The sequence below is a fragment of the Paraburkholderia sp. XV genome (assembly GCF_020177535.1).
Lineage (GTDB): Bacteria > Pseudomonadota > Gammaproteobacteria > Burkholderiales > Burkholderiaceae > Paraburkholderia > Paraburkholderia caribensis.
In genome coordinates this window covers 74069-97083 of sequence record NZ_JAGUUD010000012.1, presented here as the reverse complement: position 1 = coordinate 97083, position 23015 = coordinate 74069, and the positions used below count along the sequence as shown (strand labels likewise).

Genomic DNA, 23015 nt, shown 5'->3' with positions numbered 1-23015 from the left:
CCGGTGACCGACAAACTGCTTACGGATTGGAGTACTGCGTCGCTGGGAAAAAGCACGGCGGCCGCTGACAAGCGGACCGTGTTCTACGTGCAGCCGTTGATCGCGCACTACCGGATGGAGGTCGTCGAATCGTTGAACCGGCTCTTTTCGGTCAAGCTTTTTGCCAGTTCGGCCGGGATGGAATCGAACGGCTTTTTGCGGGAGAACCCCGCCTGCGAGGAGTTCGTCGAAACGCAGATCAGCCACTTCTTTTCGCCCGGCATCAACATGCAGCGGGAAGTCGTCGGAAGAATCGTGCGCGAGCGCCCTGCTGCCGTGCTGATGTTCGCGGACATCCGCTATCTGTCGCTCTGGCTCGCGCTGATGGCCGGTCGCGCGATGCGCATTCCCGTCCTGATCCATGGTCAGGGCCTGTACCGGCATGAGGAAGACGTCGGCATGATCCGCGCGCTGTGCTACCGGATCGCCGTCGCGCTGTCGACGCAGTACATCTGCTACACCGACGCGTCCAAGCGTTCGCTGGAAAGCGTCGGTTGTCCTTCAGGGAAACTGATCGTGGCCGATAACTCGCTGACTGTCGAACATACCGTCGATCCCGCCGAAAAGTCGGGCAAGGAGACGGGCATCCTGTTTCTTGGCCGGCTGCGCGACGACTCGAACGTCGGCGCGCTGATCGAGGCCGTCGGCCGTCTGCGCAGCGAGGATCATCAGATCACGCTGCACCTGGTCGGCGGCGGCAAGCACAGCGCGCAGCTCAAGCGCGTGTACGGCGACCGCGACTATGTCATCTGGTACGGACCGGTATTCGACGAAAGCCGCATCGCGGCGATCAGCCGGCTTTGCCGCATCGGCTGCTATCCGGGGGCGGCGGGCCTGAGCGTGGTCCACATGTTCGGGTTGAGCCTGCCGCCGCTCGTTCACGACGAGCTACCGCGGCATATGGGCCCCGAGCCGGGCTATGTCGAAGAAGGCAGCACGGGGTTCTTCTATCCGCGCGAAGGCGGCGTCGATGCGCTCGCTGACACGCTGCGGCGGGTGTGGACGATGTCGCCCGAAATGATGCGCGCGGCGGGCGCCGCCGCCTACTCGAAGTATCAGCAGCTGAATTCGCCGACCCTCGGAAGAAAGCTGGCCGAGATCGTTCGCGCGTCGCTGAAGCCTTGACTGGGCCTTGAACAAAGCCCTCGGCACCTTTTCATCTCGCGTTCCTGGCAAGCCAACCTAAGCCCGCGCGCCGATCACCTGCTGCGCCACGGCCAGATAGCGCTGCGCCGTATCCTGCAGCGTCAAGCCCGCCAGCGACCTCGGCACCTTGGGCTGCGCCAGGGCCCCCAGCAGCGCGGCGGCGTAGGCGGCCGTGTCATCGGTATCGACGAGTTGCACGCAAGGCAGCGTCTTCGCGAACTGGAACGGCGCGATCGTACTCGCGACGACGGGAATCCCCGACGCCAGCGCCTCCAGAAACGCAATGCTGTGCCCTTCCGAGCGCGACGGCATCGCGAACACGTTCGACGCACGCAGTACGCCGCTCACGTCCGTATGCGGACCATCCACACGCACCCGGCCTTCGAGCCCGAGCTTCTTCACCAGATCCTCGATCGCGGCCAGATAAGCCGGGTCTTCGACCACGCCGTACAACTGCAGCCGCACATCCGTCACCTGCGCCGCGACCTCGCGAAACGCATGCACCGTCTGCAGCTGGTTCTTCACGGACGTGTACCGGCCGATCTGCACGATCTGCGGCGGCGCATCGCCCCGGCCCGGCCGGTCGTCGAATGCAAAACGTGACATGTCCACGCCGTTCGGGATCATCGTCAACAGCGGATGCGAGCCGACGCAGTCCGTATAGTCCCGCAAGTTCGCAGGCGAGACGCCGATCACCGCCCGCGCCCGCGACGACAGCACGCGCTCGACATTGCGAAACAGCTTGCGCTCGAAATCGTTGACGGCGGAATGCATCACGTAGATGACGGGCACCTTGCTCGGCAGCGCGCGCGCATAGAACGCGGGGATCGTCGCATGCGCGAACACGACGTCGGGCCGAAAGCGCCGCAGCACGCCCGCCAGATGCATCAGCTTGCCGGGCAGGCTCGGGCGCTTCGTCGGGAACACGCACTCGACGCCGTGGCTCTCCAGCTCGCGCGTGAACGGCGCGAAGTCGGGCCGCTCGGGCAACAGCGCCGTCACGCCGACCACGCTGCCGTCGCGCTGCTGATGGATCGCGAGATCCTTCGCCAGCACTTCCGCGCCCGACAGACGCGGCTCCAGCACGAGATGAAGTATCCGCATCACATCACCCTCGCGGTGCGATAGGTCATCCAGGCAGCCGCCGAACTCAGGCCGAGCGTCATCGCCCAGGCGATACCCGTGACGCCCCAGTAATGCGTCGCCGGCGGCACGCAGGCGAGCAGCACGAACACCTGGATCACCGACGCCTGCGTCGTCGCCTTCGCATCGCCGACGGCCCGCAGATACGACACCAGCACCGCAATGAGCGCGCCGATCGCCATGTTGATCACGAAGATCTTGAAGAGCGGCACGGCGGGCAGCCAGGCCGGGCCGAGTATCAGCGCGAAGAGCCAGTGCGCCGCGAGCCGCAGCACGATCACGACCACCACCAGCCCCAGCGCGATCACGCCGATATAGCGTCTGAAGAGCCGCGCGGCGGCATGCGGATCGGCGCGATGGCGCGCGGCGAAGGTCGGAAACAGGTATTGCGACATCGCGATCGCGGCATCCGCGAGCAGCATCTGCGCGAGCCGCGACGACATCTGATACGCGCCGAGTTGCGCGGGGCCGAGCAGCTTGCCGACCACCACCTTGTCGAACTGGTTGAGGACCAGATTGACGACGCTGCCCGCCCAGATCCAGCGGCTAAAGCCAATGTAATGACCGATACCCGACCAGCGCAGGCGGATAGGCGGACGCGGTTTCATCGTGATCCACGTGAGGGACGTCTTCAGCGACTCGCCGACGATCATCCCGAGCAGCACCGAGTACGCACCCGCGCCCGCCAGCGCGAGCGCCAGCCCGCAACAGCAGTCGACGAACGCCGCCGAAACCTCGATGATCGCGACGTGCTGGAAGCGCCGCTCGCGCTGCACGACGTAATAGGCGGGCGATGCGATGCCGCGCAACAGCGGCAACAACGCGGCCAGTTGCAACAGCAGCAGCGCGCCGCCGAGATGGAACTGGTTGTTCATCAGCGGCGCAATCGCGACGAGGGCCGCGCCGATCACCACGCCGCGTGTCGCCAGCGTGGTCCAGACAGCGCCGAGTTCATCGCGTGTCGGCGCGGCCTGCCCCTGGATGACGGCCTGCGACAGGCCCGTATCCGACATGGCTTCCGCAATCGCGACGGCGAGCAGCGCGACGCTCACGCTGCCGATCGCCTCCGGCCCGAGAATGCGGCCGATCGCGAGAAACTTGACGGCAACGAGCCCGCGCATCAACACCTGCTGCAACAGCACCCATGTCGCCGCGCTCGAACCCAGGCCTGCCCTGAACGAAAACGCCGGTAGCCTCATCGTCCGCAATGTTTTTCTCCAGTGTCGATCAGAGTTAGCGCCTCACCGCCCTCAACCCGTCGGGCATACCATGCGTGCCGCAGACACAACCTGTCCGACAGCTCACGCACGCCGTCCCTCAAGGTAACCCGCCGCACCCGCTCACGGACGCCATCTGCCAGTCAGATTCGGCAACCCTCCCCCTCTGACTGTCCGTTGTCGCCAAACAATTGGCGAAAATGTCGGTTCGCGCCGAAGACGTAATGCTAAGGTGAGCGCAAGGCTGCTCCTTAAATCGCCATGGAACGCGCAACCCATCTCGTGTCCGTTGAAGCCCCCATCGCAGATGCTGCGAGACTCGGCTATGTCGTCATCATCGAGCCCAATTTCACCGGGCACCGGTGGCGCTATGTCGAGTGGATCGCGCAGGCCTGCCTCGAGGCCGGCTATCCCGTGCTCGTCGTCACCGAGAACTCGAACGAAGATCATCGGCTCGCGCGCGAGATCATGTCGGCAAGGCGCGAAGACCTGCAAATCGCCTTCGTCGACACGGAAAGCCGGCGTCACAGCCGCGGCCTGAAACGTTTCAGCTACGCCCGGTTTCATGCCTATTTCAAACTCGCCTACGACTCGGTCAAGCGTGCGGAGCGCGTGCGTCTCGTCGTCGTGCCGTATGTCGATTACTTCTTTCACGCGCTGCCGCTGCTCGGCTCGCCGTTCGGCAAGACGCCGTGGATCGCGATCACGATGCGCGCAACGTTCCATCACCGCAAAGTCGGCGTGCGCACGCCGGGGCGGCCGCTCGTCAATACGCTGAAGTCGCTGCTGTTTCGCCGCGCGGTGCATACGAGAGGCCTGCGCGCGCTGCTGTCGATCGATCCGACATTGCCCGAATGGGTCGGCCGTGCGACGCCGAAGCATGGCGCATCCGTCGAATACGTCGCCGATCCGTTCCCCGATGCGAAGGCCGAAGACCCCCTCGTCGCGCGCGAGCGTCTCGGGCTCGATCCCGCTGGCCGCTATCTGCTCGTCTACGGCTCGATCAGCGAACGCAAGGGCATCTGCGAGCTCGCCGAAGCGCTGGCGGGCATGAAAGACGCGCCGACGCTCCTGCTCGCCGGCGAACAGGACCCGGAAGTGCGCGGCTTCATGCGCGCGTTCATACCCATCCTGAAACCCGCGCCTGTGATCCTCGATCAGTTCATTTCGAACGAGATGGAGCGCGATCTGTTCTCCGCATGCGACGTCGTCTGGCTCGGCTACAAGGGCCACTACGGGATGAGCGGGGTGCTCGTGCAGGCGTATCGCTTCGACAAGCCCGTGATCGCAACGAGTGACGGCCTGATCGGCTGGTTCTGCCGCGGCGGGCAACTCGGGCCGTGTCTCGACGACCTGTCGGCGGCGTCGATCACGCACGCGCTCGGCGAAGTCGCCGCGCAATGGCAGCGTGGCGACAGGCACCAACGTCCCCTCGATCATCTGCTCGCACGCAACACGCTCGGTCAATTCAAGGAAACGCTGCGCCAGACGATCACGGCCGCCATCGAAACGCGCGTCTGATACGGCGCGCAATTTGAGCGGCGATCCCGTTTGTCAGCCTGCGTACGGGCTCACGGCTCAATCCGATGTTTCGCTGCTCACCCGCTCGATCCGTTTCGCGCGCGCGACGCGCGGCAGCAGCACCTGACGCGCCCATTGCGCGCAAGGCCGCTCGATGCGCGCCGCGCTGATCCGCGCGGCCACATAGCTCGCGCCACACGCGAACACGGCGGCAATCATGAAACCGAGCACGGGCACGCGATGGTCGAGTGCATCGAGCGGTGTCTTCAACGCAACGCGCACGACCAGAATCACGACGAAGCTCCAGATGTACAACCCGTAGCTGTTTTGCCCGAACGCGGCGACGATTCGCGCGCCCGGATAGCTGCGCGGCAGTTGCGCGAGCAGCAGCAGCAACGCGGCCGCCGCGCACGCGGCGACTGTCGGCGCGAGCCAGTGCGCAAGACCAAGTCCCGAACCCGTCACGTACAGCAGCGCGAGCAGGACCGCGCAGGCGGCGAGCGTGCACGCGATGCCGAACATCGACAGCTTCACGCCGTCGCGCAACAGAAGCCGCTTGCCATAGCGCGCGAGCATCAGGCCGATGACGAAGCACGGCAGTTGCGTCGGCGGCCAGTAGTAAAGGAACGAGTTGTTTTCGACGGTGCAGACGTCGTCGGCGCAGGCGCCCGCGGTCAGCGCGACGGCGCTGATCACCAGCAGCGCGAGCGAGGCGCGCCACAAGCCGCGCCGCGTGCGCGTGGCGATGAAGATGAGCGGCGCGAACAGATAGAAGCACATCTCCACGCCGATCGACCAGCCGCCCGGCACCACCGTATTCACGGCGCCGGGCACCCAGGCGTGGATAAAGACGAGATTCGCGACGACATCGGCCACGCCATGCGGCGCCGTGACCTGCGTATCGAAGCGACCCGCCAGATGATTGCCGAGCGAATACACAGCAATCGCGACGTAGTAAAGCGGCGCGATGCGAAAGAAGCGCTTGATGTAGAAGCGCCGCGCGATCAGCGAGCGGTCGTCGCCGAAGCGCCTGGTTTCTTCTTCGAGCGTCAGCATGATCGTGACGGCGCTGATGACGAAGAACAGCTGCACGCCGTATTGCCCCATATCCGACACGGCTTGCAGCCACGCAGGCAGCGCGGGCATGAAAAGCGCGAGATGCACGACAATCACGCCGACGATGGCGAACGCGCGGCCGGCGTCGAGCGCGGCGACGCGAGCTTCATCGTGCGACGCGGCCTTGCAGACGGACGCGTTCGCTGCCGTGGCGACCGGGGCTGCGTGCGCGGCAGGATGCGCAGCCCCCGGCGCGCGCGCGCGGGTCCGCTCCACGCAGCGGCTGCCGATGCGGTCAAGCCATGTCAGCGTTCCTGTGAAGCTCACGCAAATCCTCCCCTTGCGAGCCGGATGCTTCGCTCGCCTGCGCGCACGCGACGCGTGCAGCACGCTGCTGCGATGAATGGGCCGGAATCAGGACAGCTGCCCGCCGACGGGCATTTCCTCGCGCACCGATGCGTTGCGCCTGGCCGGAAACAGCGCATTGCGCAGCCGCAGGAACGGGTACTCGACAGCGCGCGTCATCACGTAGCCCGCGATGATCGCGACAGCAGCCTGGGCGGCCAGTGCGACGAACCAGATCGCGGCGGGCGGCAACCCGAGCGCCGTCGCCTTGCGGATCACGATGTCGCCGGGCGCGAGCGCAAGCGAATGCCACAGGTAGATGCCGTACGAGTACACACCGAGCCACGCCACCGCGCGATATACGCGCGAATCGCGCACCTTGCCCGAGTGTTCGAGCATCAGCACGATGAACGCGCAAAAGCCGATTGCCTGAATCGTGTAGCCGATGCTTTCATCGAGCGGCTCATGCTTCGTCGCGAGCACGAGCCATGCGACCAGCACGGCCACCATGGCCAGCAGCCAACCCGTGCGCTTCGCGATGCCTTGATAGATATCGGGCTTCATCCAGTAGATCGCGGCGAGAATCACGCCGTACAGCAGACTGTCGATCCGGTACTGCGTATAGAAGAACGCGGCCTGCAAATCGCCGCCCGCGACTTCGAGGCAACGCGCGATCAGCACGATCACGCAGATCCCGCCGAGCACGCTGACGATCGATCCGGCGCGCATCTTCCAGCGCGCGAACAGCAGCAGCACGGCGGGCAGGAACAGATAGAAGTGCTCTTCGACGGCGAGGCTCCACGTCTGCGCGATCGACGTGCCAAAGTAGTTCTGCAGGTGCGTCAGGTTCTGCCACAGGAATGTGTCCAGCGGATGGCGGCCGGCAATCGAATGAAACAGGATCAGCACGTAGTAAGCAGGCCAGATCTTGAACATCCGCCGCACGATAAAGCGGCGCGCGTCGATGTGACCTGTCTCCGCATATTGCCGCAGCAACAGCCCGCCGACCAGAAAGCCGCTCAGCGTGAAAAACAGATTCACGCCCTCTCGGCCGAAGCTCTTGAGCGGATACTCGATGATCGAGATCAGCGCGCTGCCTGTCTGATTCACATGAAAGTGATAGCCCATTACCGCGATGATCGCGATGCCGCGCACGAAGTCGAGCTCGACCGACCTGCCTCGCATCATCGATTGCGCGCTGCCGAATAGCTTCATGCCTGTTCCCCTTCGACGTCGTTTGCTGGTCTTTGTTTGTGAGCCGCCACGCGGAGAGCCACTGCCTTTCGTAATCATCCGTGCCTTCAGTGCCCGGCGCGTTCGATGCGATCCACGCATGCTTGAACTGGCACTTTGCGCACGATATTCCAACCATGTTGCTTGCTCGGCCGCGCGCCCGTACGCCAAGTTGCTGCCCTTATCGGACAGCCTGGCCGCGCGCACGGAACCGTCCTACCGGACGTTTCTGGCGCATCGTTTGACCCCGCCAGAACCCAGGCGTATTACGCCTGCTCCGGACTTCGCACAAGGCGCTCCATTTATATTCAGACTGAACAGTGGCGTGCGCCGCCCTGCCACGATGAACATATCGCACCGGGAGAGGGAGAATCGTCGATGCGCAACAAGTACGCTACGTTGTGGATCTGGATGTGCTTGTGCCCGCTCGCGCTCGACTACAAGGCACCGGACGCGGACTCGGGCCACGCCGCGCAGATCCTGCTCGTCGCGCCGACTTTCGCAGCCGCGCTCGCGCTGATTTTCATCGCGCCGCGTTTTCGCGACGCGTCGCCGTTGCGCCGCTTCGTCACGCTTTGCCTCGCGCTGAGCGTGCCCGGCAGCCTGATCTCGCAACTCGTCCAAGGCAACGATTTCGGCAACTATCTGCGCGTCGTGTTGCCGTTTCTGCTGTTTCTGCTCGGCTATGCGATGGCGTGCCATCCGTGGCATGAGAACCGCATCGGGCAGATGGAAAAGGCCCTGTTCTGGGCGAATCTGATCTGTCTGGTCTTTACGTTCGTCTTCGGCATTGCGACGGGCGGCGGCATGGGCGGCATCGCCGACGTGCGCTTTCGTATCGTCTCGGTGACGCTGCTCGGGCTGCAAGGCGTGCTGCTGCACGAGTTCGTGCTGGCGCGGCGCTTTTCGCCGTTCATGCTCGCGGTGTTTCTCGGCACGGTGCTCGTCGAGCTGCTGAGCGTGACGCGCAGCCTGCTAGTCGGCACAGTGCTGCTGTTCATGATGGCTGCGTGGATGAGCGCCCCGTCGCTCCGTTATCTGGTGCGCTCGGCCATACGCGCGTTTATCGTGAGCGTCCTGCTCGGCGCGATGGGCGCGCTCGCCGTACTGAGCATGCCGTCCGTCAGCGAACACTGGATGCAGCGCTTCACGGCCGCCTCCAATACGCAGACGGGCAAAGACCCGACGACGATCACGCGTCTTGCCGAAATCAAGGACCAGTTCGACCAGGTCACGTCGTCGACGCAATCGCTGCTGCTTGGCGAGGGGTACGGCCATTACTACCGCTATTCGCCGCAATATTTGCCCGATCTCGCGGGCCAGATCAGCGAAAAGGACTTCTACGCGATCCGCGAATGGGCGGCGGGCCACAACTTCTGGATCTATCAGCTGTTCGCGGGCGGCCTGCTGTTCGGCCTCGCGCTGCCGCTCGCGGTACTGGTGACGCTGGGGCACTGCGCGCTCGCCTACCGGCGATGGCGCGCGAAAAGTCCCGGTGCGCCGCTTTTGCCCGTGTTCGGCCGCTCGATCCTGCTGCTCGCCGCGCTGCCGGCCCAGTCGATCGGCGGCAATCCGCTCGGCCCGCGTTTCTCGGGGCTCGTATTCGGCGTCGCCCTCGGTTTGACGGTCGCGACGTATTGCCGTTTGCATCGGCAGCTGGACGCGAAGACGCGCCTGAAAGTGGCGCCGGTGGGGCCGCCGCCGTCGGCACGCGCGACAGCCGTCGCGCAGAAACCGCCGACCCGACCGCCCGCCCAGCCGCCCCGCCCCGCGCCGTTCGCGTCGGCCGCCGCGCGAGGCGCGCTGAAAGACGCAACAGGGTCAGAACCGTACGACGCAGACCGCACGCGCGATCTGCGTCAGCGAGGCATGCCGGCGTCCGCGTGACGTGCGCTGCGGCGCATGTCGTGCATCACGCGGATTGCCTCGCGCTTCATCGCCCGGCTGCGCCGGTCCTTTTCGCACTACGCCGTGTATTCGCCAATGAAAATTCTTCATCTACTTTCGACAGTCGACCCGCGGGCAGGCGGGCCGACTGAGGGTGTACGACAGAGCGGCGTCGCGATGGCGTCGCTGGGTCACGAGGTCGAGGTCGCGTCGCTCGATGCTGCCGATGCGCCGCATGTGCGCGACTTCCCGTTGCCCGTGCATGCGCTCGGTCCGGGACGAAACTACTACGGCTTCACGGCCGATTTCGTGCCGTGGCTCAGCCGCGAGGCGCAGCGCTTCGATGCCGTGATCGTGCATGGACTGTGGCAATACCATGGCTTCGGCGCATGGCGGGCGCTGCGCGCGTCGAAGGTGCCGTACTACGTGTACACGCACGGCATGCTCGACCCGTATTTCAAGCGCACTTACCCGCTCAAGCATCTGAAGAAGTGGGCTTACTGGCCGTGGGCAGAATATCGCGTGCTGCGCGACGCGGCCGCCGTGATCTTCACGACGGAAGAAGAGCGGCTGCTGGCGCGGCAGTCGTTCTGGCTGTATCGCGCGAACGAACGGGTCGTGCCGTTCGGCACCAACCCGCCGCCGCCGCATGCACAGGCGTTGCGCGAAGCGTTCCTGAGCACGTATCCGGCCCTGCGCGGCAAGCGGATCGTGCTGTTTCTCGGGCGCATCCACGAAAAGAAGGGCTGCGATCTGCTGATTCACGCATTCGCCGACCACGCGCAGCGCGACCCCGAGGCGCATCTGGTGATTGCGGGTCCCGACGCGACGGGCTGGCAGCGGCCGTTGCAGGCGCTCGCGCGCTCTTGCGGGATCGAGGAGCGGATCGCGTGGCCGGGCATGCTGCAGGGCGATCTGAAATGGGGCGCCTTCTATGCGAGCGATGTATTCGCGCTGCCGTCGCATCAGGAGAACTTCGGCGTGGCCGTGGCGGAAGCGTTGGCGTGCGGCCTGCCCGTGCTGCTGTCGGACAAGGTCGGGGTATGGCGCGAAGTGGAGAACGACCACGCGGGCTTCGTATCGAGCGACACGATCAACGGCACGCAGCGCAATCTGCTGAACTGGCATTCGCTCGATGCCGCCGCGAAGGGAAACATGCGCGAGCAGGCGCGCCGGACATTCGAGGCGCGCTTCGGCATCGAGAGCATGATCGATTCGTTGACTGCGCTGCTGCTACCGCAACCTGCCGCCGCACCTCGCGCCGCCGATCAGCAGTCGCCGCAGAATACGCCTGGTGCGATGCCGAGGAAAGTGCCGGCGCAGAGGGAGCCGTCGGTGAATTGAGCGTGCCTTGCGCTTTCGCACATTGCCAGACGTTGCGAAGGCGCCAATGAAAAATCCCGCGATGCGAATCGCGGGATTTTTATCGTTACGTGTGCGTCGTCGCGGGTATCGAAGCCCTCACATCGCCTCATTCCCCCCCGCCCGCACCAGCGACTGCGCGGCGATCGGGAGCTTGCCCAATTCGGCATTCGACACGCCAAACCGCAGGCTCCCCGCCGCGTCGCCGATGGGCAGAACCGTCGCCGTATCGGGCTTGCCCAGCCGCTGCGCGAGATGCTCGCCCAGCCGCAACGCGAGCGCTGAAATGGTGATTGTCGGGAAGTTTGCGCCGACCGTCGGAAACACCGAGCTTCCTGCGACGTACAGATTGCTCACGCCATGCATCTTGCAGTCGCGATCCACCACGCCTTCGCGCGGCGAATCGTGCATCCGCGTCGTGCCCATGTGATGCCATGTGCCTTCGAGCTTCGCCGGCAACGACGCACGGCCCTGCAGCGGCTCGTCGAGTTCGACTTCGGCGACGCCCATCATCTTCAGTTCGTCGGCGAGCAGCTGGAACGTGCGGTCGAACGTGCGCTGTACCAGCTCCGTGAGCCGCCAGTCGACTCTCACGCGCGGCAGGCCCAGCGCATCCTTGCGGTCCGACAGCGTGACGCGGCTGTCGCGGTTCGGCTCCGCTTCGACGATCGCCTGCAGCTTCACGTCCGAGATCAGCGCGCGCAACTGCAGCAGACGCGTGAGACCGAAGCCGACGGTATCGACGGGATGCGCGGCCATCGTCAAATAGTCGTCGCGCGCGACGCGGCCCGGCTGTTCCTTGCGATGCAGCGCCTCGCGGCAGCGGATCAACGCCTCCGATCCCGCACTGCCTTCGCCGAAGAAACGCGAGAAGAACCAGACGCGCGAATTGAGCAGCTTCTCGCGCTTGATGACGTCGTGCGTCAATGCGAACTGCGACGAGATATGCGTGCCGTGCGCCGCAACGGCGGCGTTCTGATAGTGATACTTGATGTCGTACAGCTTGTTGCGCGACCACTCCTTCGTGAACTTGACCGTGCCCGTCATCAGGCGCGGATGGTCCATGAAGAAGCGGCCCACCAGATCGTGTCCGTTGCCGAGTCCCGCTGCCTGCACCTTGTTCGACGCCAGCAGCAGCCGCGCGTTTTCGATGCCGCCCGTCGCCAGCACGAAGACCTTGGCATTCACGCGAATGCGCTTGCCCGTGAGCGTCGCGACATCGACGCCCGTGACTTCGGACGCCTGCGCATCCGTATCGATGTTCACGACGTTCGCATACAGAAACACCCGCACGCGGTCCGAGCGCCGCAATACCTCGCGATACACCTTGCCGAAACGCACGGGCGGGCTGAACTGCGAAATGGTGTCGCGCACGTTGCCCGACATCATCGGATAGCGGCGCACGTCGTGCCGGTTGATCTGCTGCTCCCACCACGCCGGATCGAAATTGTGCGGGCCGAGCTTGAGAAGCGCATGCGTGCGCAGATAGTACGGCGCGAGTTCCTCGAGACCGAACGGCCAGCCGCTATGCGCGACCCAATCCTTCTTGTCGAAGTCCCATGGATCGAGCGGACGGCACCAGCCACCCCAGCAATTGCTGCTGCCGCCCAGGTAGCGGCTGCGGCACCCATCCGCGAAGGTGTACGGAATGCCGACGTTCTCGCCGCGATAGAGATCGCGCGTTTCGTCGTCGGCCTTGTAGCCGCCGCTTTCGAGCACGCAGCAGTCGATGCCGGCGCGTTCCAGTTCCATCGCGAGTGTGATACCCGCGACACCTGCCCCGATGATGCATACCGTCGTCGACACAGCGACGCCCTGCTCGACACTGCGGGTATCGATAAACATCCCCTGCTCCCCAGCTTGTGTTCTGTTCGTACCTTGTACGGCCGCGTCCAGCTTCGTCCGTTCTGGCCCCCCGCCGCGCACGCGAGCCAGGCTCCTCATGCGTCAACGCCCTGTGGGTTTGCACGAGCGGGGCGCTGCGCACGCATACTGCATTCCCGCGCCAGCCAGTGCTTACGTAGGATGATGGCTCCGCGTAAGGCAGTCTATCCGCCAACTTCGCGCTTCCGGCAGACAGAACCATGCATCCTGTGCCAGTTACGAGGGGCGTCCCACATCCGCGTCGAAGCGCTTGCGAATAAAGCGGCAAGGATTGCCGCCATACACGCCTTCCGCGTCGAGCGAGCGGTGCACGACGGATAGCGGAGTCACGACCGCCGAGCGGCCGATCGTCACGCCCATCTGCACGACGCACTTCGACGAGATCCACGCGCCATCCTCGACGACGATGGGCGCGACGCGCAAATCCATGTTTGTTCGCATCTCATGCGAGCCCGCGCTGAGAAAGCTGCCTTGCGATATGCAGACATTGGAGCCGATGTGGATCGGCGCCTGGTTGTAGAGCCACACGTCGACGCCGAACCAGCAGTTGTCGCCCACGGTGAGATTCCATGGCGCCTTCACCCGCACGGGATGCACGAAACGGCAGTTCGCGCCGATCTTCGCGCCGAACAGCCGCAGCAGCGCCACGCGCACCGACGACACGGGCAACAGCTTGTTGTTGATCACACACGCCTCGATGAAGAACCAGATCAGCTCGATCAGAAAGCCGCGCGACGCGACGTAGTTGCCCTTGCCCGCCAGGCTCAGGTCGATCACGCGGCCTGGTGCAGAGGGCGGCGTGTGCGGCGCGGCATGCGGGTCGTTCATGCTCGCTGCCCGGCTGCCCGCGCCCCGACTGTCCGCGGATCGTTCCATCGCGGAGGTGATCGAGTTATCCATGGTTTTCTCCCGTCGATGAACGCGCCTCGAAGTCCGTCCAGCACTTCGGCCCTTGTATCCGCACGGCGCGCCTTGTCCTGATCGATTATCTGGCCCATGCGCGCCGATGGACGGCCGCTGTCCGCGCCGTGCGGAGTTTTGGCGGATCGAAGCAGAGTGTCCGTATCACCATGGCAGCATGGCTTCATGACGTTTGCAGGAGGACGACGACAATGGCTGCTCATCTTCGCTCGCGGCAACGCCCGGCGCGCGTGCACCCGTTGCGCGTCGGATTGCGCTCGCGCGCGCTGCTGCTCGCCGCCGTGCTGGCGTCGGCGCTCGCGTCGATGCCGCACGCGCACGCGCAGGACAACCCGGCGCAAGGCAACGGCCAGAATGCCGCCGCGCCCAAGGGCAACGGCAATGCCAATGGCAATGGCGCGCCGGCCCGCAAGACCGCTGCGCAGCGCACCCAGGACGACGCGCAGCGCCTGCTCGGCGGTCCGTCGACGTCGCTCGGCGGCTACGACCCCGGCGGCGCGACGCCCGACTCGCAACGCGACGCACTGCTCAACAGCGAGCGCATGCGCGTTGCCAAACCGAACACGCAGGCGATGGGCGGCCCCTCCTCCGCAGGTGGTGGCGCGGCGCCTGCGGCTGGAGGCGCGATCCGGCGTCCCGCGCGGGGCGCGGCAGCAGGCGGCGCAGCCGATAACGGCGGCGTGGCGGGTGTCGCGGCACAACGCGCCGCAGCCGTGAATGCCGCCAACGCGGGCGGCGGCACCACGGTGTACAGCAGCCCGTATAGCGAGCGCTCGGGACGGGAAGTATTCAAATCGCCCTGGTAATCAGGCACGACGCGAACCACCGGCAATCAGCCCGACGTCCCAAAAACCGAAGGCCGCATACGAACCGCTGAGAGCGGTTCGCATGCGGCCTTTGATCCATCTCCGCGCAGTTGACGCGCGTCACTCCACTTCCGACTTCTCGACGTGCGCCGGCAAGATGGGCCCGTTCGTCATGGGCGCCGCCGCCGGCTTCGGGCCTGGGACTGCCTCGCCCGTCAGCAGCGCGAGGCGGGTATCGAGCGTGAGCAGCGAGGAAAGCGGCGACAGCATCGTCTCGGCGTAACGCCGGCCCGCCGCGCCAATGGCCGCGCGGCGCGCGCCGTCGCCGGCGAGCTCCGCGATGGCGTCGGCGAGTTCGCCGGTGTCCTCGGGCGGCACGATCATGCCGTTGTTCGCGACGGCTTCATAGAGCGCCGTTCCGGGGCGCGCCATCGCGATCACCGCGCCGCCGCTCGCGAGCATGCCCGTCAGCTTCGACGGCATCACGAGATCGGCGGCATCGCCGCGCTGGGGCAACACGTGGATATCGGCGACATTCAACAGCTCGTTCAGCGACGAGGCCGGTTGCAACGGCAGGAACCGGCAGTTAGGCAAACCCTCGCAACGCTTGAAGAGATCGTCCCGCGCCGCGCCGTTGCCGCAGAACACGAAGGTGATGTCGTCTCGCGCGGCCAGCGCGCGGGCCGCGTCGGCAAGCGTCTCGAGACCCTGTTTCGCGCCCATGTTGCCCGAGTACAGCACGACCGTATTGGCCGCCGGAATGCCGAGCGTCTCGCGGTATTCGCTCACGCGGCCAAGCGGAAAGATGTCGCGCGTGTCGACCCAGTTCGGCAGAAACTCCGTTTTGGCCGCGTCGACGCCCTTGTTGACCGCTCGCTCGACCATCTGGTTCGTGATCGACGACACGACGTCGAAACGCTTCAGGACGAACCGCTCGATCCCGTATGCGATGCGCGCGGCGCGTGTGCTTTTCAGCAGGCCGAGATCGAAGGCGGCATCGACTTCGTAGTCCTGGACATGCAGCCACGCCTTCGCGCCCGTCACGCGCGCGAGCGCCAGCGCGCCCGGCGCACAGGCCATCGTGGGGGCGATCAGCATCACGGCGCCAGGGCGCCAGGCGATTTGCCTCGCAAGCAGCGGCAGCGACGACAGCGCGAACGAAGCGAGATGCAGCATCCGCTTCAGGCCGCTTGGCTTAGGCGGGACCCACAACGGCGCGCGCCAGATGCGCACGCCGCGGATGGTGTCGCGTCGATAGCGCCACATGGAGTAGCCGTTCGCGACCTTCCAGTCCGGATAGTACGGGGGCGCGCACACGACGCGCACTTCGTGGCCGCAGTCGGCCAGCATCTGCGCCATTTCGGCGGTGTACTTGCCTGCGCCCGAAAGCTCAGGCGCGAAATTGAGACCATAGATCAGGATCTTCATGTTTGACTTCCACGACGACTGTCCGTCATGCGGCAGCGCACAGCGCTACGCCCTCCCCGTTCGGCACTCCCGACGCGGCTCGGCACGCTCACGCCGGGGCCGCGCGTTGCTTCGCTCTCAACTCCCCAGCATCAATGCGCAGCCGCGCGCGATATTGGCCGCCGCTGACGGCGGGTCGAAACGCCGGATCACGTCCATGCAGCGTTGCGCCGATGCCTGCGCGTCGGCGAATGCCTCCGTTGCCTTCAGCAGCGTGCGCTGCAGCCCCGCGCCGTCGCCCGCCGTGAACGCATAGCCGCTCACGCCTTCGTGCACGAGTTCGGGCACGCAGCCGCAACTCTCGCTGACGACCACCGGGCAGCCATGCGCCAGCGCCTCGTTGACGACGAGGCCCCACGGTTCGCTGCGGCTCGGCAGCACGAGGCACGTCGCGCCGTAGTATTCGCGCGAGAGCGGTTCGTCCTGCAAGCTGCCGACGAACGTGATCGAGCGGTCCAGGCCCAGCTCGGCGACGCGCTTGCGCAAGTCTCGTTCGAGCGGTCCCGTGCCGACGATACGCAACTGCGGATCGGGCAGACGCTTCGCGATTCCCGCAAACGCGTCGATCAGCGTCGTGATGCCTTTCTCTTCGGACAGCCGCCCGACGAACAGAAACACGGGCGCATTGCCCGCCCGGTACTGCATGCGCTCGGCGAGTGCGCGCTCGGGCGAGAACGTGACGGGCAGCGCGGCCGCCTGACACGGAATGAAAATCTTCTCGCGCTTCGCGCCGAGCGACATCAGATAGTCGCGGCTGCGCTCGCCGAAACCGAAGTAGCCGTCGCAGAGCGCGAAGAACACACGCTTCGGCACCGACGTCAACAGACGTTTCGGGCGATCGCGCGCCGTCGAATCGCAGAACACGGCACGGCGCTTGCCCGTCACCACGCACGCGGCGAGCATCGCCCAGTACTCGGGGCGGTGATAGCCAGGCAGCACGATCAGGTCCGACTTCGCCTTCAGCACTTCCCAGACAAGACGCTTCGTCAGTTGCCAGCGCGGCACGTCCTCGTAGCAGCCGTCGAAAAGCTTGTGCATCGGATAGCGATGAAACGAATAGTCGACGTCCGAAAAGCCGATTCGATCATGTTCCGTGTCCGCGATCTGCACCATCGAGTAGCGGATCGCGCCCGATGCCGAGATGCTGTGCAACGCGGAGAACACGGCGCCCTTGTGCCGTGACCACACAACGTTATGAAAGATCGTGACTGACGCACTCATTTCTTACGGTCCTTATTCGATCGAAACTGTCGTTTCTCCCAGCAAAAAAGAACGGACGTCGCCCTTATCCCGGTCCCGGGCAACGTCCGTCACCAGGAGCGGCTCATCAGGCACGCGCGGCCATCGCGAACGACGGCGCAGCGTATCTTTCCCCTTGCTTCTCTACGAACTTGTCTCCGTACTTCTCCTCATACTTCGCGGCGAATTCGCGATACGTATTCGCGATCCCGTCCGCGAGGCCAATGCTCGCGCGCCAGCCCATCTGCGCCAGCTGCGACACGTCGAGCAGCTTGCGCGGCGTGCCGTCCGGCTTGCTCGCATCGAACTGCAACTGGCCTTCGAAACCCACGACGTCGCAGATCGTCTGCGCGAGTTCGCGAATGCTCAGGTCCTCGCCGACGCCGACGTTGAACACGCCCGTGTTCACATCGTGCTCGAGCACGAACAGCGTCGCGGCGGCCAGATCGTCGACATGCAGGAACTCGCGGCGCGGCGTGCCGCTGCCCCATACGGTCAACGATTCGTCGCCGTGCAGGCGCGCCTCGTGCGCCTTGCGGATCAGCGCGGGCAGCACGTGGCTGTTCTTCAGGTCGTAGTTGTCGTTCGGACCGTAGAGGTTGGTCGGCATCAACGCGACATAGCGCGTGCCGTACTCGCGGTTGTACGCGTCGCACAGCTTGAGACCTGCGATCTTCGCGATCGCATACGCGTCGTTGGTCGGCTCCAGTTCCGAGGTCAGCAGATACGATTCGCGGATCGGCTGCGGACACAGCTTCGGATAGATGCATGACGAGCCGAAGAACACCAGCCGGTCGACGTTCGCGCGATACGCCGCGTGAATCACGTTGGTCTCGATCACGAGGTTCTCGTAGAGAAACTCGCCGGGCTGCGTCGAGTTCGCCAGAATGCCGCCGACGCGTGCTGCCGCGAGCAGCACGACGTCGATCTGCTCGCTCTCGAAGAAGCGGTTGACGGCCGCCTGGTCGGTCAGATCGAGTTCGGCATGCGTGCGCGTGACGAGGTTGCGATAGCCGCTCGCCTCGAGCTTGCGCACGAGCGCCGAGCCGACCATCCCGCGATGCCCTGCGACGAAGATGCGTGCGTTCTTGTCCATGGCGTCACTCGTGATGTTCCAGCGCCTTGAAACCGGCCAGCGTGACGAGCGCATCGCGCCGCGCGATCTGGTAGTCCGACACCACCATTTCCTTCACGAGCGTCTCGAACGAGGTGGTCGGCTGCCAGCCCAGCTTCTGATGGGCCTTCGACGGGTCGCCGAGCAGCGTCTCCACTTCCGTCGGACGGAAGTAGCGCGGATCGACGCGCACGATCACGTCGCCCGGCTGCACGCGCATTTCGCTGCGATTGCGGCGCTCGACATGTTCGACGATGCCCACTTCATGCACGCCCTCGCCTTCGAAGCGCACCGTGATGCCGAGCTCCGCCGCCGCACGCTGCACGAACTCGCGCACGCTGTACTGGACGCCCGTCGCGATCACGAAGTCTTCGGGTGCTTCCTGCTGCAGCATCATCCATTGCATCTCGACGTAGTCGCGCGCATGGCCCCAGTCGCGCAGCGCCGACAGATTGCCGAGATAGAGCTCTTCCTGCAGGCCGACCGCGATGCGCGCGATGGCGCGCGTGATCTTGCGCGTGACGAAGGTTTCGCCGCGCACGGGCGACTCGTGGTTGAACAGAATGCCGTTGCACGCGTAGATGCCATACGCCTCGCGGTAATTGACCGTGGTCCAGTACGCGAACAGCTTCGCGACGGCATACGGGCTGCGCGGATAGAACGGCGTGGTCTCGCGCTGCGGCACTTCCTGCACTAGACCATACAGTTCCGACGTCGATGCCTGATAGAAGCGCGTTTTCTTCTCGAAGCCGCAGATGCGGATCGCTTCGAGCAGACGCAGCGTGCCGAGGCCGTCGGCATTGGCCGTGTATTCCGGCTCTTCGAACGACACGGCGACATGGCTCTGCGCCGCGAGGTTATAGACTTCGTCGGGCTTGACGCGCTGGATGATGCGCGTGAGGCTCGTCGAATCCGTCAGGTCGCCGTGATGCAGTTGCAGGCGCTGGTCCGGGTCGTGCACATCGCGGTAAAGGTGGTCGATCCGGTCGGTGTTGAACAACGACGAGCGACGCTTGATGCCATGCACCTCGTAGCCCTTGTCGATCAGCAGCTCGGCCAGGTATGAGCCGTCCTGGCCGGTAATGCCCGTAATCAAGGCAACCTTTCGAGTCATCGTATTCTCCTAGGTGGAACTGAGCCGGCGCATCGGCGCCTCGCTCCGATCCCGTGCGTTTAGCCTGCGATACTCTCGTAACCGTAATAGCCGCCGCGATAACCCGAGCCGATGAAAGCGCCCGCCTGCGGCACGTCGGTCAACAGCACCCCCTGCAAATCCACGCCGCCATTGCGCAGGCGCTTCGCGGTTTCCGCGAGCTCGCCGACTGGATGGCGACCGTGGCGAATCACCAGCAAAGTTGTCCCCACGTGCTTGCCGATCACGGTCGAATCGGTGACGGCGAGCACGGGTGGTGTATCGATAATGATGAAGTCGTACTGCTTCTTCAGCTCGTCGAGCATCGTTTCGAAACGCTTGCTCATCAGCAGCTCCGAAGGATGCGAGGGCAGCGAGCCCTTGGTGAGCACGTCGAGGCCCGGCAAGACGTCGCGCTGGATCGACGATTGCAGGTCGCCGCCGCGCAGCACGTCAGAAAGACCCGGCTGATGCTGCAGACCGAAGTGCGAGTGCACGTCGCCGCGCCGCATGTCGCCGTCGATCACGAGCGTGCGCTTGGCCGTCGAAGCGACGAGCGCCGACAGGTTCACCGACAGGAACGACTTGCCCGCATCCGGGCGCGAGCCCGTCAGCATCACGACGTTGTTCTGCTTGTCGTCGACGGAGAGCTGCAACGACGTGCGCAGATTGCGCACCCCTTCCACGGCGATATCCTGCGGCGCCTGTTCGGCGAGCACGTGCAAGCCGCGGCGGCGCATCATGACGTCCTGCTGCAGGCGCAACTGCTGCTCGCTGCGCGGCACCACCGCGAACACGGGCACGCCCAGTGCGGCTTCGAGCTCGTCCGGACGTTCGACCCCGCCATACAGCGTCTTGCGCACGAACGCGAACACGATGGCGATAAAGAGACCCGCGCCGAAGCTGATCAGGATCACCAGCACGCGTTTCGGACGCACAGGGTCGTCGGCCGCCTCGGCAAAGTCGACGATGCGTACGTCGCCCACCTGGCCCGCCTTCGCGATGCGCAGTTGCTGCGCGCTGTTGAGCAGGTTCGTGTACAGCTCGGTATCGACGTGCACGTCGCGCAACAGGCGCAACGCTGTCTGCTCGGTGTCGGGCAGCGTCTGCACGCTCTTGCCCATCTTCCCGAGATTGCCTTGCAGCGCGGCGATTTGCGCGTCCAGTGCGGCGACGGCCGGGTGATTCGCGGTAAAGCGTTGCGACATTTCCGCGCGCTGCGTTTGCAGGTCGACGAGTTTGGTCTTGTTATCGACGATCTGCTGCAGCAGCAGCCGGCTTTCTTCGCTCAGATCGACAGTGCCGTGCTGATTGCGGAACGTGTTGTAACGCTGCTCGGCGGCATCGAGTTCCTTGCGCAGCTGCGGCAACTGCTGGTCGAGGAACGCCAGCATGTGCTCGGCTTCCGTCGAACGGCTCTCCACATCCTGGCGGATGAACTCGCGCGCCATGCTGTTCATGATGTCGGCCGTGAGCTTCGGATCGTGACCTTCGAGGCTCGCGCGGATCACGCCCGACTGCAGCGTCGATTCGCCGATATCCATCGCCTTCTGCAGCCGCTCGACGGTGGTCAGCGTCGACCCGCGCGTCAGGTCGTAACGCGTGCCCGGCGCACCCGTCATTTCATCGACGCGCAGCGTAATCGGTCCAGCCGGCGTTTCGCGCACGACGTTCTCGCCGACGCGTCCTTCGAGAATCGCGACGCCGTCGGGATTGTTCAGCACGAAGTCGCCATTCTGGCCGGCGATCAACGTGAAGTCCTTGTCGTACATGTCCTTCGCCGTGTCGAAGCGCGACACCTTGATGCTCTCGTTGCCCCACGCGTAACTCGGCAACTGCAGCGCCGGCGGCAGCTTGATGCCCCACTTGCCGTTCATCAGCGGTGCGAGCAGTCCGCCGACGAAAGGCAAGGTGTGCGGCCGCGCGGCGATGTCGAGGTGCAGCGACTTGACGGTCTCCTCGGTCACGAGCCGCGACTTCATCAACTCGATCTCGGCCGCCGTCGACGGCTTCGTGTCGAACATGCCCGTCAGCGGTTGCAGGCCGTCCTGCTTGTTGTTGTTATCGGCCTTGTCGACCACATGAAACAGCACGTCCGCACGATAGACGGGCGTCGCGATAAATGCATACGCGGTGCCCAGTGCCGTGATGGCCAGCGTGATCATCAGAATGGAGCGCCAGTTCGCGACGATGGCCTGCAGGTAATCCGTCAGATGCATCTCGTCCGAACTGACATCCGTATAACGATTGTCAAAGTTGATAGCCATTTGCTTGATCCATCAAAAACCGACAGTGTCGAAAGCGCTGCATGCTTCACCCCGTTACTGCATCCGCAGACCTGCCGCTTACTTCGCGAGCAACGCGGCCGTCACACCGGCGTTGATTGCCGGCAGCAGCAGCGTCAACACACGGTTAAAGCGCACGAGGCTGTTGTTGTCGACATAGACGACATCCTTCGGCTGCAGCTCGAACTGGTTCGCGAGCAGCATCGAAACGGGCGAGGTCGTGTCGAGGTGATAGATCTCTGGCTTGTCGCTCGTCGAATTGCGGATGACGAAGGTTTGCTTTGCGTCAGCCGTGTTCGGGTTGAAGCTGCCCGCCTGCGACAGCGCCTCCGACAACGAGAGCTTGCCGTCGCGCATCGGCAGAATCGTGGCGGGCTTGTTCACTTCGCCCATCAGATAGATGCCGTTCTCTTCGCGTGCCGGCACGCGCAGCATGTCGCCCGGTTGCAGATAGATCGAGGTTGGCGCGCGGCCGCGCTTGATCAGGTCGGGCACGTTCAGGTCGTAGGTCACGCCGTTGCGCACGAGTTCGAGACGACCCTGGTCCGCGTTCGCTGTGAAGCCGCCCGTGCGGTTAATCGCTTCCGTCAGCGACATGGGGATGTCGTTGATCTGCGCGGGTCCGGGCGCGTGCACTTCGCCGTCCACATACACCTGCGACGAGCGGAACGATGACACACGCACGGTCACTTCAGGCTTCGAATAGACGACGCTCAACTTCTTGTACAACTCTTTCTGCACCGTCGACGCGTCCTTGCCGCCCACATGCAGCGTGCCCGCATACGGGAACTGGATGTTGCCGTCGGCATCGACGAGAAAGCCGAGCCCCGGATCGTTCTTGTTGCCCGATGCCTGCGGCTGTCCGAGCGCGGCGGCCAGCTCGGGGTGATCCCAGACGGTGATCTGCAACACGTCGCCGGGGCCGATCTTGTAGACGGGCGGCTTGTTGCTGAAGAGACCGACCGTCTGCTGGCTCAGATCGGTGGTCTGGCCTTTCATCTTCCGCACAAGCGACAGATTGATATCGGTGATGGGAATCTGGATCTGCTGCTCGGCCTCGGTGCTGTACTCACCGCCCGTATCCGGTAGCGCGGCAGGCGTGATCATCCGTTGTCCGGGTGCGAGACCGCAGGCGGAAAGCAGCAACGTCATCGACAGCACTAACGGCGCGTACACGCCTGTTCGAATGCGGTTCATGGCAGTTCCTCCTAACACGGG

At 64.8% G+C, this 23015-nt stretch carries 17 protein-coding genes; 5 read left to right on the top strand and 12 right to left on the bottom strand.

The genetic code is table 11. The features are described 5' to 3' along the window. The first annotated feature begins 3 nt into the window (after window positions 1-3). Window positions 4-1164 carry a glycosyltransferase gene (locus tag KFO72_RS09530; protein ID WP_054928860.1) on the top strand — a complete coding sequence of 387 codons (1161 nt, stop codon included), beginning with the start codon at window positions 4-6 and terminating at the stop codon, window positions 1162-1164. A 57-nt stretch (window positions 1165-1221) separates the two neighbouring features. On the opposite strand, the gene KFO72_RS09525 is transcribed toward KFO72_RS09530, so the two are convergent. Both KFO72_RS09525 and KFO72_RS09520 read right to left on the bottom strand, forming a co-directional pair. Next, window positions 1222-2289 (bottom strand): glycosyltransferase, encoded by a 1068-nt coding sequence (locus KFO72_RS09525; protein ID WP_225031955.1) that lies wholly within the window; start codon window positions 2287-2289, stop codon window positions 1222-1224. Then, window positions 2289-3536 carry an oligosaccharide flippase family protein gene (locus KFO72_RS09520; RefSeq protein WP_054928862.1) on the bottom strand — a complete coding sequence of 416 codons (1248 nt, stop codon included), beginning with the start codon at window positions 3534-3536 and terminating at the stop codon, window positions 2289-2291. Before KFO72_RS09520 ends, KFO72_RS09525 begins: the two co-directional genes overlap by 1 nt. A gap of 270 nt (window positions 3537-3806) precedes the next feature. Here KFO72_RS09520 and KFO72_RS09515 point away from each other — a divergent pair, with 270 nt between their 5' ends. Then, window positions 3807-5066: a glycosyltransferase gene (locus KFO72_RS09515; RefSeq protein WP_054928863.1), complete on the top strand. Its 1260-nt coding sequence runs from the start codon at window positions 3807-3809 to the stop codon at window positions 5064-5066. Between the two features lie 57 nt (window positions 5067-5123). Here KFO72_RS09515 and KFO72_RS09510 read toward each other — a convergent pair whose 3' ends face one another. Continuing rightward, a complete protein-coding gene (locus KFO72_RS09510; protein ID WP_225031954.1) occupies window positions 5124-6449 on the bottom strand; it encodes an acyltransferase family protein in 1326 nt (441 codons plus the stop codon). 87 nt (window positions 6450-6536) lie between these two features. Beyond that, window positions 6537-7682: an acyltransferase family protein gene (locus KFO72_RS09505; RefSeq protein ID WP_054928865.1), complete on the bottom strand. Its 1146-nt coding sequence runs from the start codon at window positions 7680-7682 to the stop codon at window positions 6537-6539. Window positions 7683-8078: 396 nt separating this feature from the next. On the opposite strand from KFO72_RS09505, the gene KFO72_RS09500 reads away from it, so the two are divergent. Both KFO72_RS09500 and KFO72_RS09495 read left to right on the top strand, forming a co-directional pair. Continuing rightward, complete coding sequence (locus tag KFO72_RS09500) at window positions 8079-9587, top strand: O-antigen ligase family protein (RefSeq protein ID WP_060599728.1); 1509 nt, start codon at window positions 8079-8081, stop codon at window positions 9585-9587. A 96-nt stretch (window positions 9588-9683) separates the two neighbouring features. Further along, window positions 9684-10931, top strand: a complete 1248-nt coding sequence (locus tag KFO72_RS09495) for a glycosyltransferase (RefSeq protein ID WP_082433719.1) — start codon at window positions 9684-9686, stop codon at window positions 10929-10931. Window positions 10932-11048: 117 nt separating this feature from the next. Here KFO72_RS09495 and KFO72_RS09490 read toward each other — a convergent pair whose 3' ends face one another. Together KFO72_RS09490 and KFO72_RS09485 are read right to left on the bottom strand one after the other, a co-directional pair. Beyond that, complete coding sequence (locus tag KFO72_RS09490; RefSeq protein ID WP_060599726.1) at window positions 11049-12794, bottom strand: FAD-dependent oxidoreductase; 1746 nt, start codon at window positions 12792-12794, stop codon at window positions 11049-11051. A gap of 255 nt (window positions 12795-13049) precedes the next feature. Beyond that, on the bottom strand, window positions 13050-13661 hold the full coding sequence (locus tag KFO72_RS09485) for a DapH/DapD/GlmU-related protein (RefSeq protein WP_224100364.1): 612 nt from the start codon (window positions 13659-13661) through the stop codon (window positions 13050-13052). Window positions 13662-13945: 284 nt separating this feature from the next. Here KFO72_RS09485 and KFO72_RS09480 point away from each other — a divergent pair, with 284 nt between their 5' ends. Further along, complete coding sequence (locus KFO72_RS09480; protein WP_225031953.1) at window positions 13946-14560, top strand: hypothetical protein; 615 nt, start codon at window positions 13946-13948, stop codon at window positions 14558-14560. A 120-nt stretch (window positions 14561-14680) separates the two neighbouring features. On the opposite strand, the gene KFO72_RS09475 is transcribed toward KFO72_RS09480, so the two are convergent. The 6 genes from KFO72_RS09475 to KFO72_RS09450 all read right to left on the bottom strand — a co-directional run bounded on the left by KFO72_RS09475 (window position 14681) and on the right by KFO72_RS09450 (window position 22994). Next, on the bottom strand, window positions 14681-15988 hold the full coding sequence (locus KFO72_RS09475) for a glycosyltransferase WbuB (RefSeq protein WP_225031952.1): 1308 nt from the start codon (window positions 15986-15988) through the stop codon (window positions 14681-14683). A 117-nt stretch (window positions 15989-16105) separates the two neighbouring features. Further along, complete coding sequence (locus KFO72_RS09470; protein WP_054928871.1) at window positions 16106-17248, bottom strand: glycosyltransferase family 4 protein; 1143 nt, start codon at window positions 17246-17248, stop codon at window positions 16106-16108. Between the two features lie 106 nt (window positions 17249-17354). Beyond that, complete coding sequence (locus tag KFO72_RS09465; protein ID WP_054928872.1) at window positions 17355-18362, bottom strand: GDP-L-fucose synthase family protein; 1008 nt, start codon at window positions 18360-18362, stop codon at window positions 17355-17357. A 4-nt stretch (window positions 18363-18366) separates the two neighbouring features. Then, complete coding sequence (gene gmd, locus KFO72_RS09460; protein WP_054928873.1) at window positions 18367-19494, bottom strand: GDP-mannose 4,6-dehydratase; 1128 nt, start codon at window positions 19492-19494, stop codon at window positions 18367-18369. A gap of 59 nt (window positions 19495-19553) precedes the next feature. Beyond that, complete coding sequence (locus KFO72_RS09455; protein ID WP_054928874.1) at window positions 19554-21779, bottom strand: polysaccharide biosynthesis tyrosine autokinase; 2226 nt, start codon at window positions 21777-21779, stop codon at window positions 19554-19556. A gap of 78 nt (window positions 21780-21857) precedes the next feature. Further along, window positions 21858-22994, bottom strand: a complete 1137-nt coding sequence (locus KFO72_RS09450) for a polysaccharide biosynthesis/export family protein (protein WP_225031951.1) — start codon at window positions 22992-22994, stop codon at window positions 21858-21860. Window positions 22995-23015: the final 21 nt, after the last annotated feature.

Coding starts and splice junctions, on each gene's coding strand:
- KFO72_RS09490 (WP_060599726.1), bottom strand. CDS start 12,794: ATGTTTATCGATACCCGCAGTGTCGAGCAGGGCGTCGCTGTGTCGACG.
- KFO72_RS09470 (WP_054928871.1), bottom strand. CDS start 17,248: ATGAGTGCGTCAGTCACGATCTTTCATAACGTTGTGTGGTCACGGCAC.
- KFO72_RS09495 (WP_082433719.1), top strand. CDS start 9,684: ATGAAAATTCTTCATCTACTTTCGACAGTCGACCCGCGGGCAGGCGGG.
- gmd (WP_054928873.1), bottom strand. CDS start 19,494: ATGACTCGAAAGGTTGCCTTGATTACGGGCATTACCGGCCAGGACGGC.
- KFO72_RS09525 (WP_225031955.1), bottom strand. CDS start 2,289: ATGCGGATACTTCATCTCGTGCTGGAGCCGCGTCTGTCGGGCGCGGAA.
- KFO72_RS09465 (WP_054928872.1), bottom strand. CDS start 18,362: ATGGACAAGAACGCACGCATCTTCGTCGCAGGGCATCGCGGGATGGTC.
- KFO72_RS09455 (WP_054928874.1), bottom strand. CDS start 21,779: ATGGCTATCAACTTTGACAATCGTTATACGGATGTCAGTTCGGACGAG.
- KFO72_RS09515 (WP_054928863.1), top strand. CDS start 3,807: ATGGAACGCGCAACCCATCTCGTGTCCGTTGAAGCCCCCATCGCAGAT.
- KFO72_RS09475 (WP_225031952.1), bottom strand. CDS start 15,988: ATGAAGATCCTGATCTATGGTCTCAATTTCGCGCCTGAGCTTTCGGGC.
- KFO72_RS09505 (WP_054928865.1), bottom strand. CDS start 7,682: ATGAAGCTATTCGGCAGCGCGCAATCGATGATGCGAGGCAGGTCGGTC.
- KFO72_RS09480 (WP_225031953.1), top strand. CDS start 13,946: ATGGCTGCTCATCTTCGCTCGCGGCAACGCCCGGCGCGCGTGCACCCG.
- KFO72_RS09450 (WP_225031951.1), bottom strand. CDS start 22,994: ATGAACCGCATTCGAACAGGCGTGTACGCGCCGTTAGTGCTGTCGATG.
- KFO72_RS09485 (WP_224100364.1), bottom strand. CDS start 13,661: ATGAACGACCCGCATGCCGCGCCGCACACGCCGCCCTCTGCACCAGGC.
- KFO72_RS09500 (WP_060599728.1), top strand. CDS start 8,079: ATGCGCAACAAGTACGCTACGTTGTGGATCTGGATGTGCTTGTGCCCG.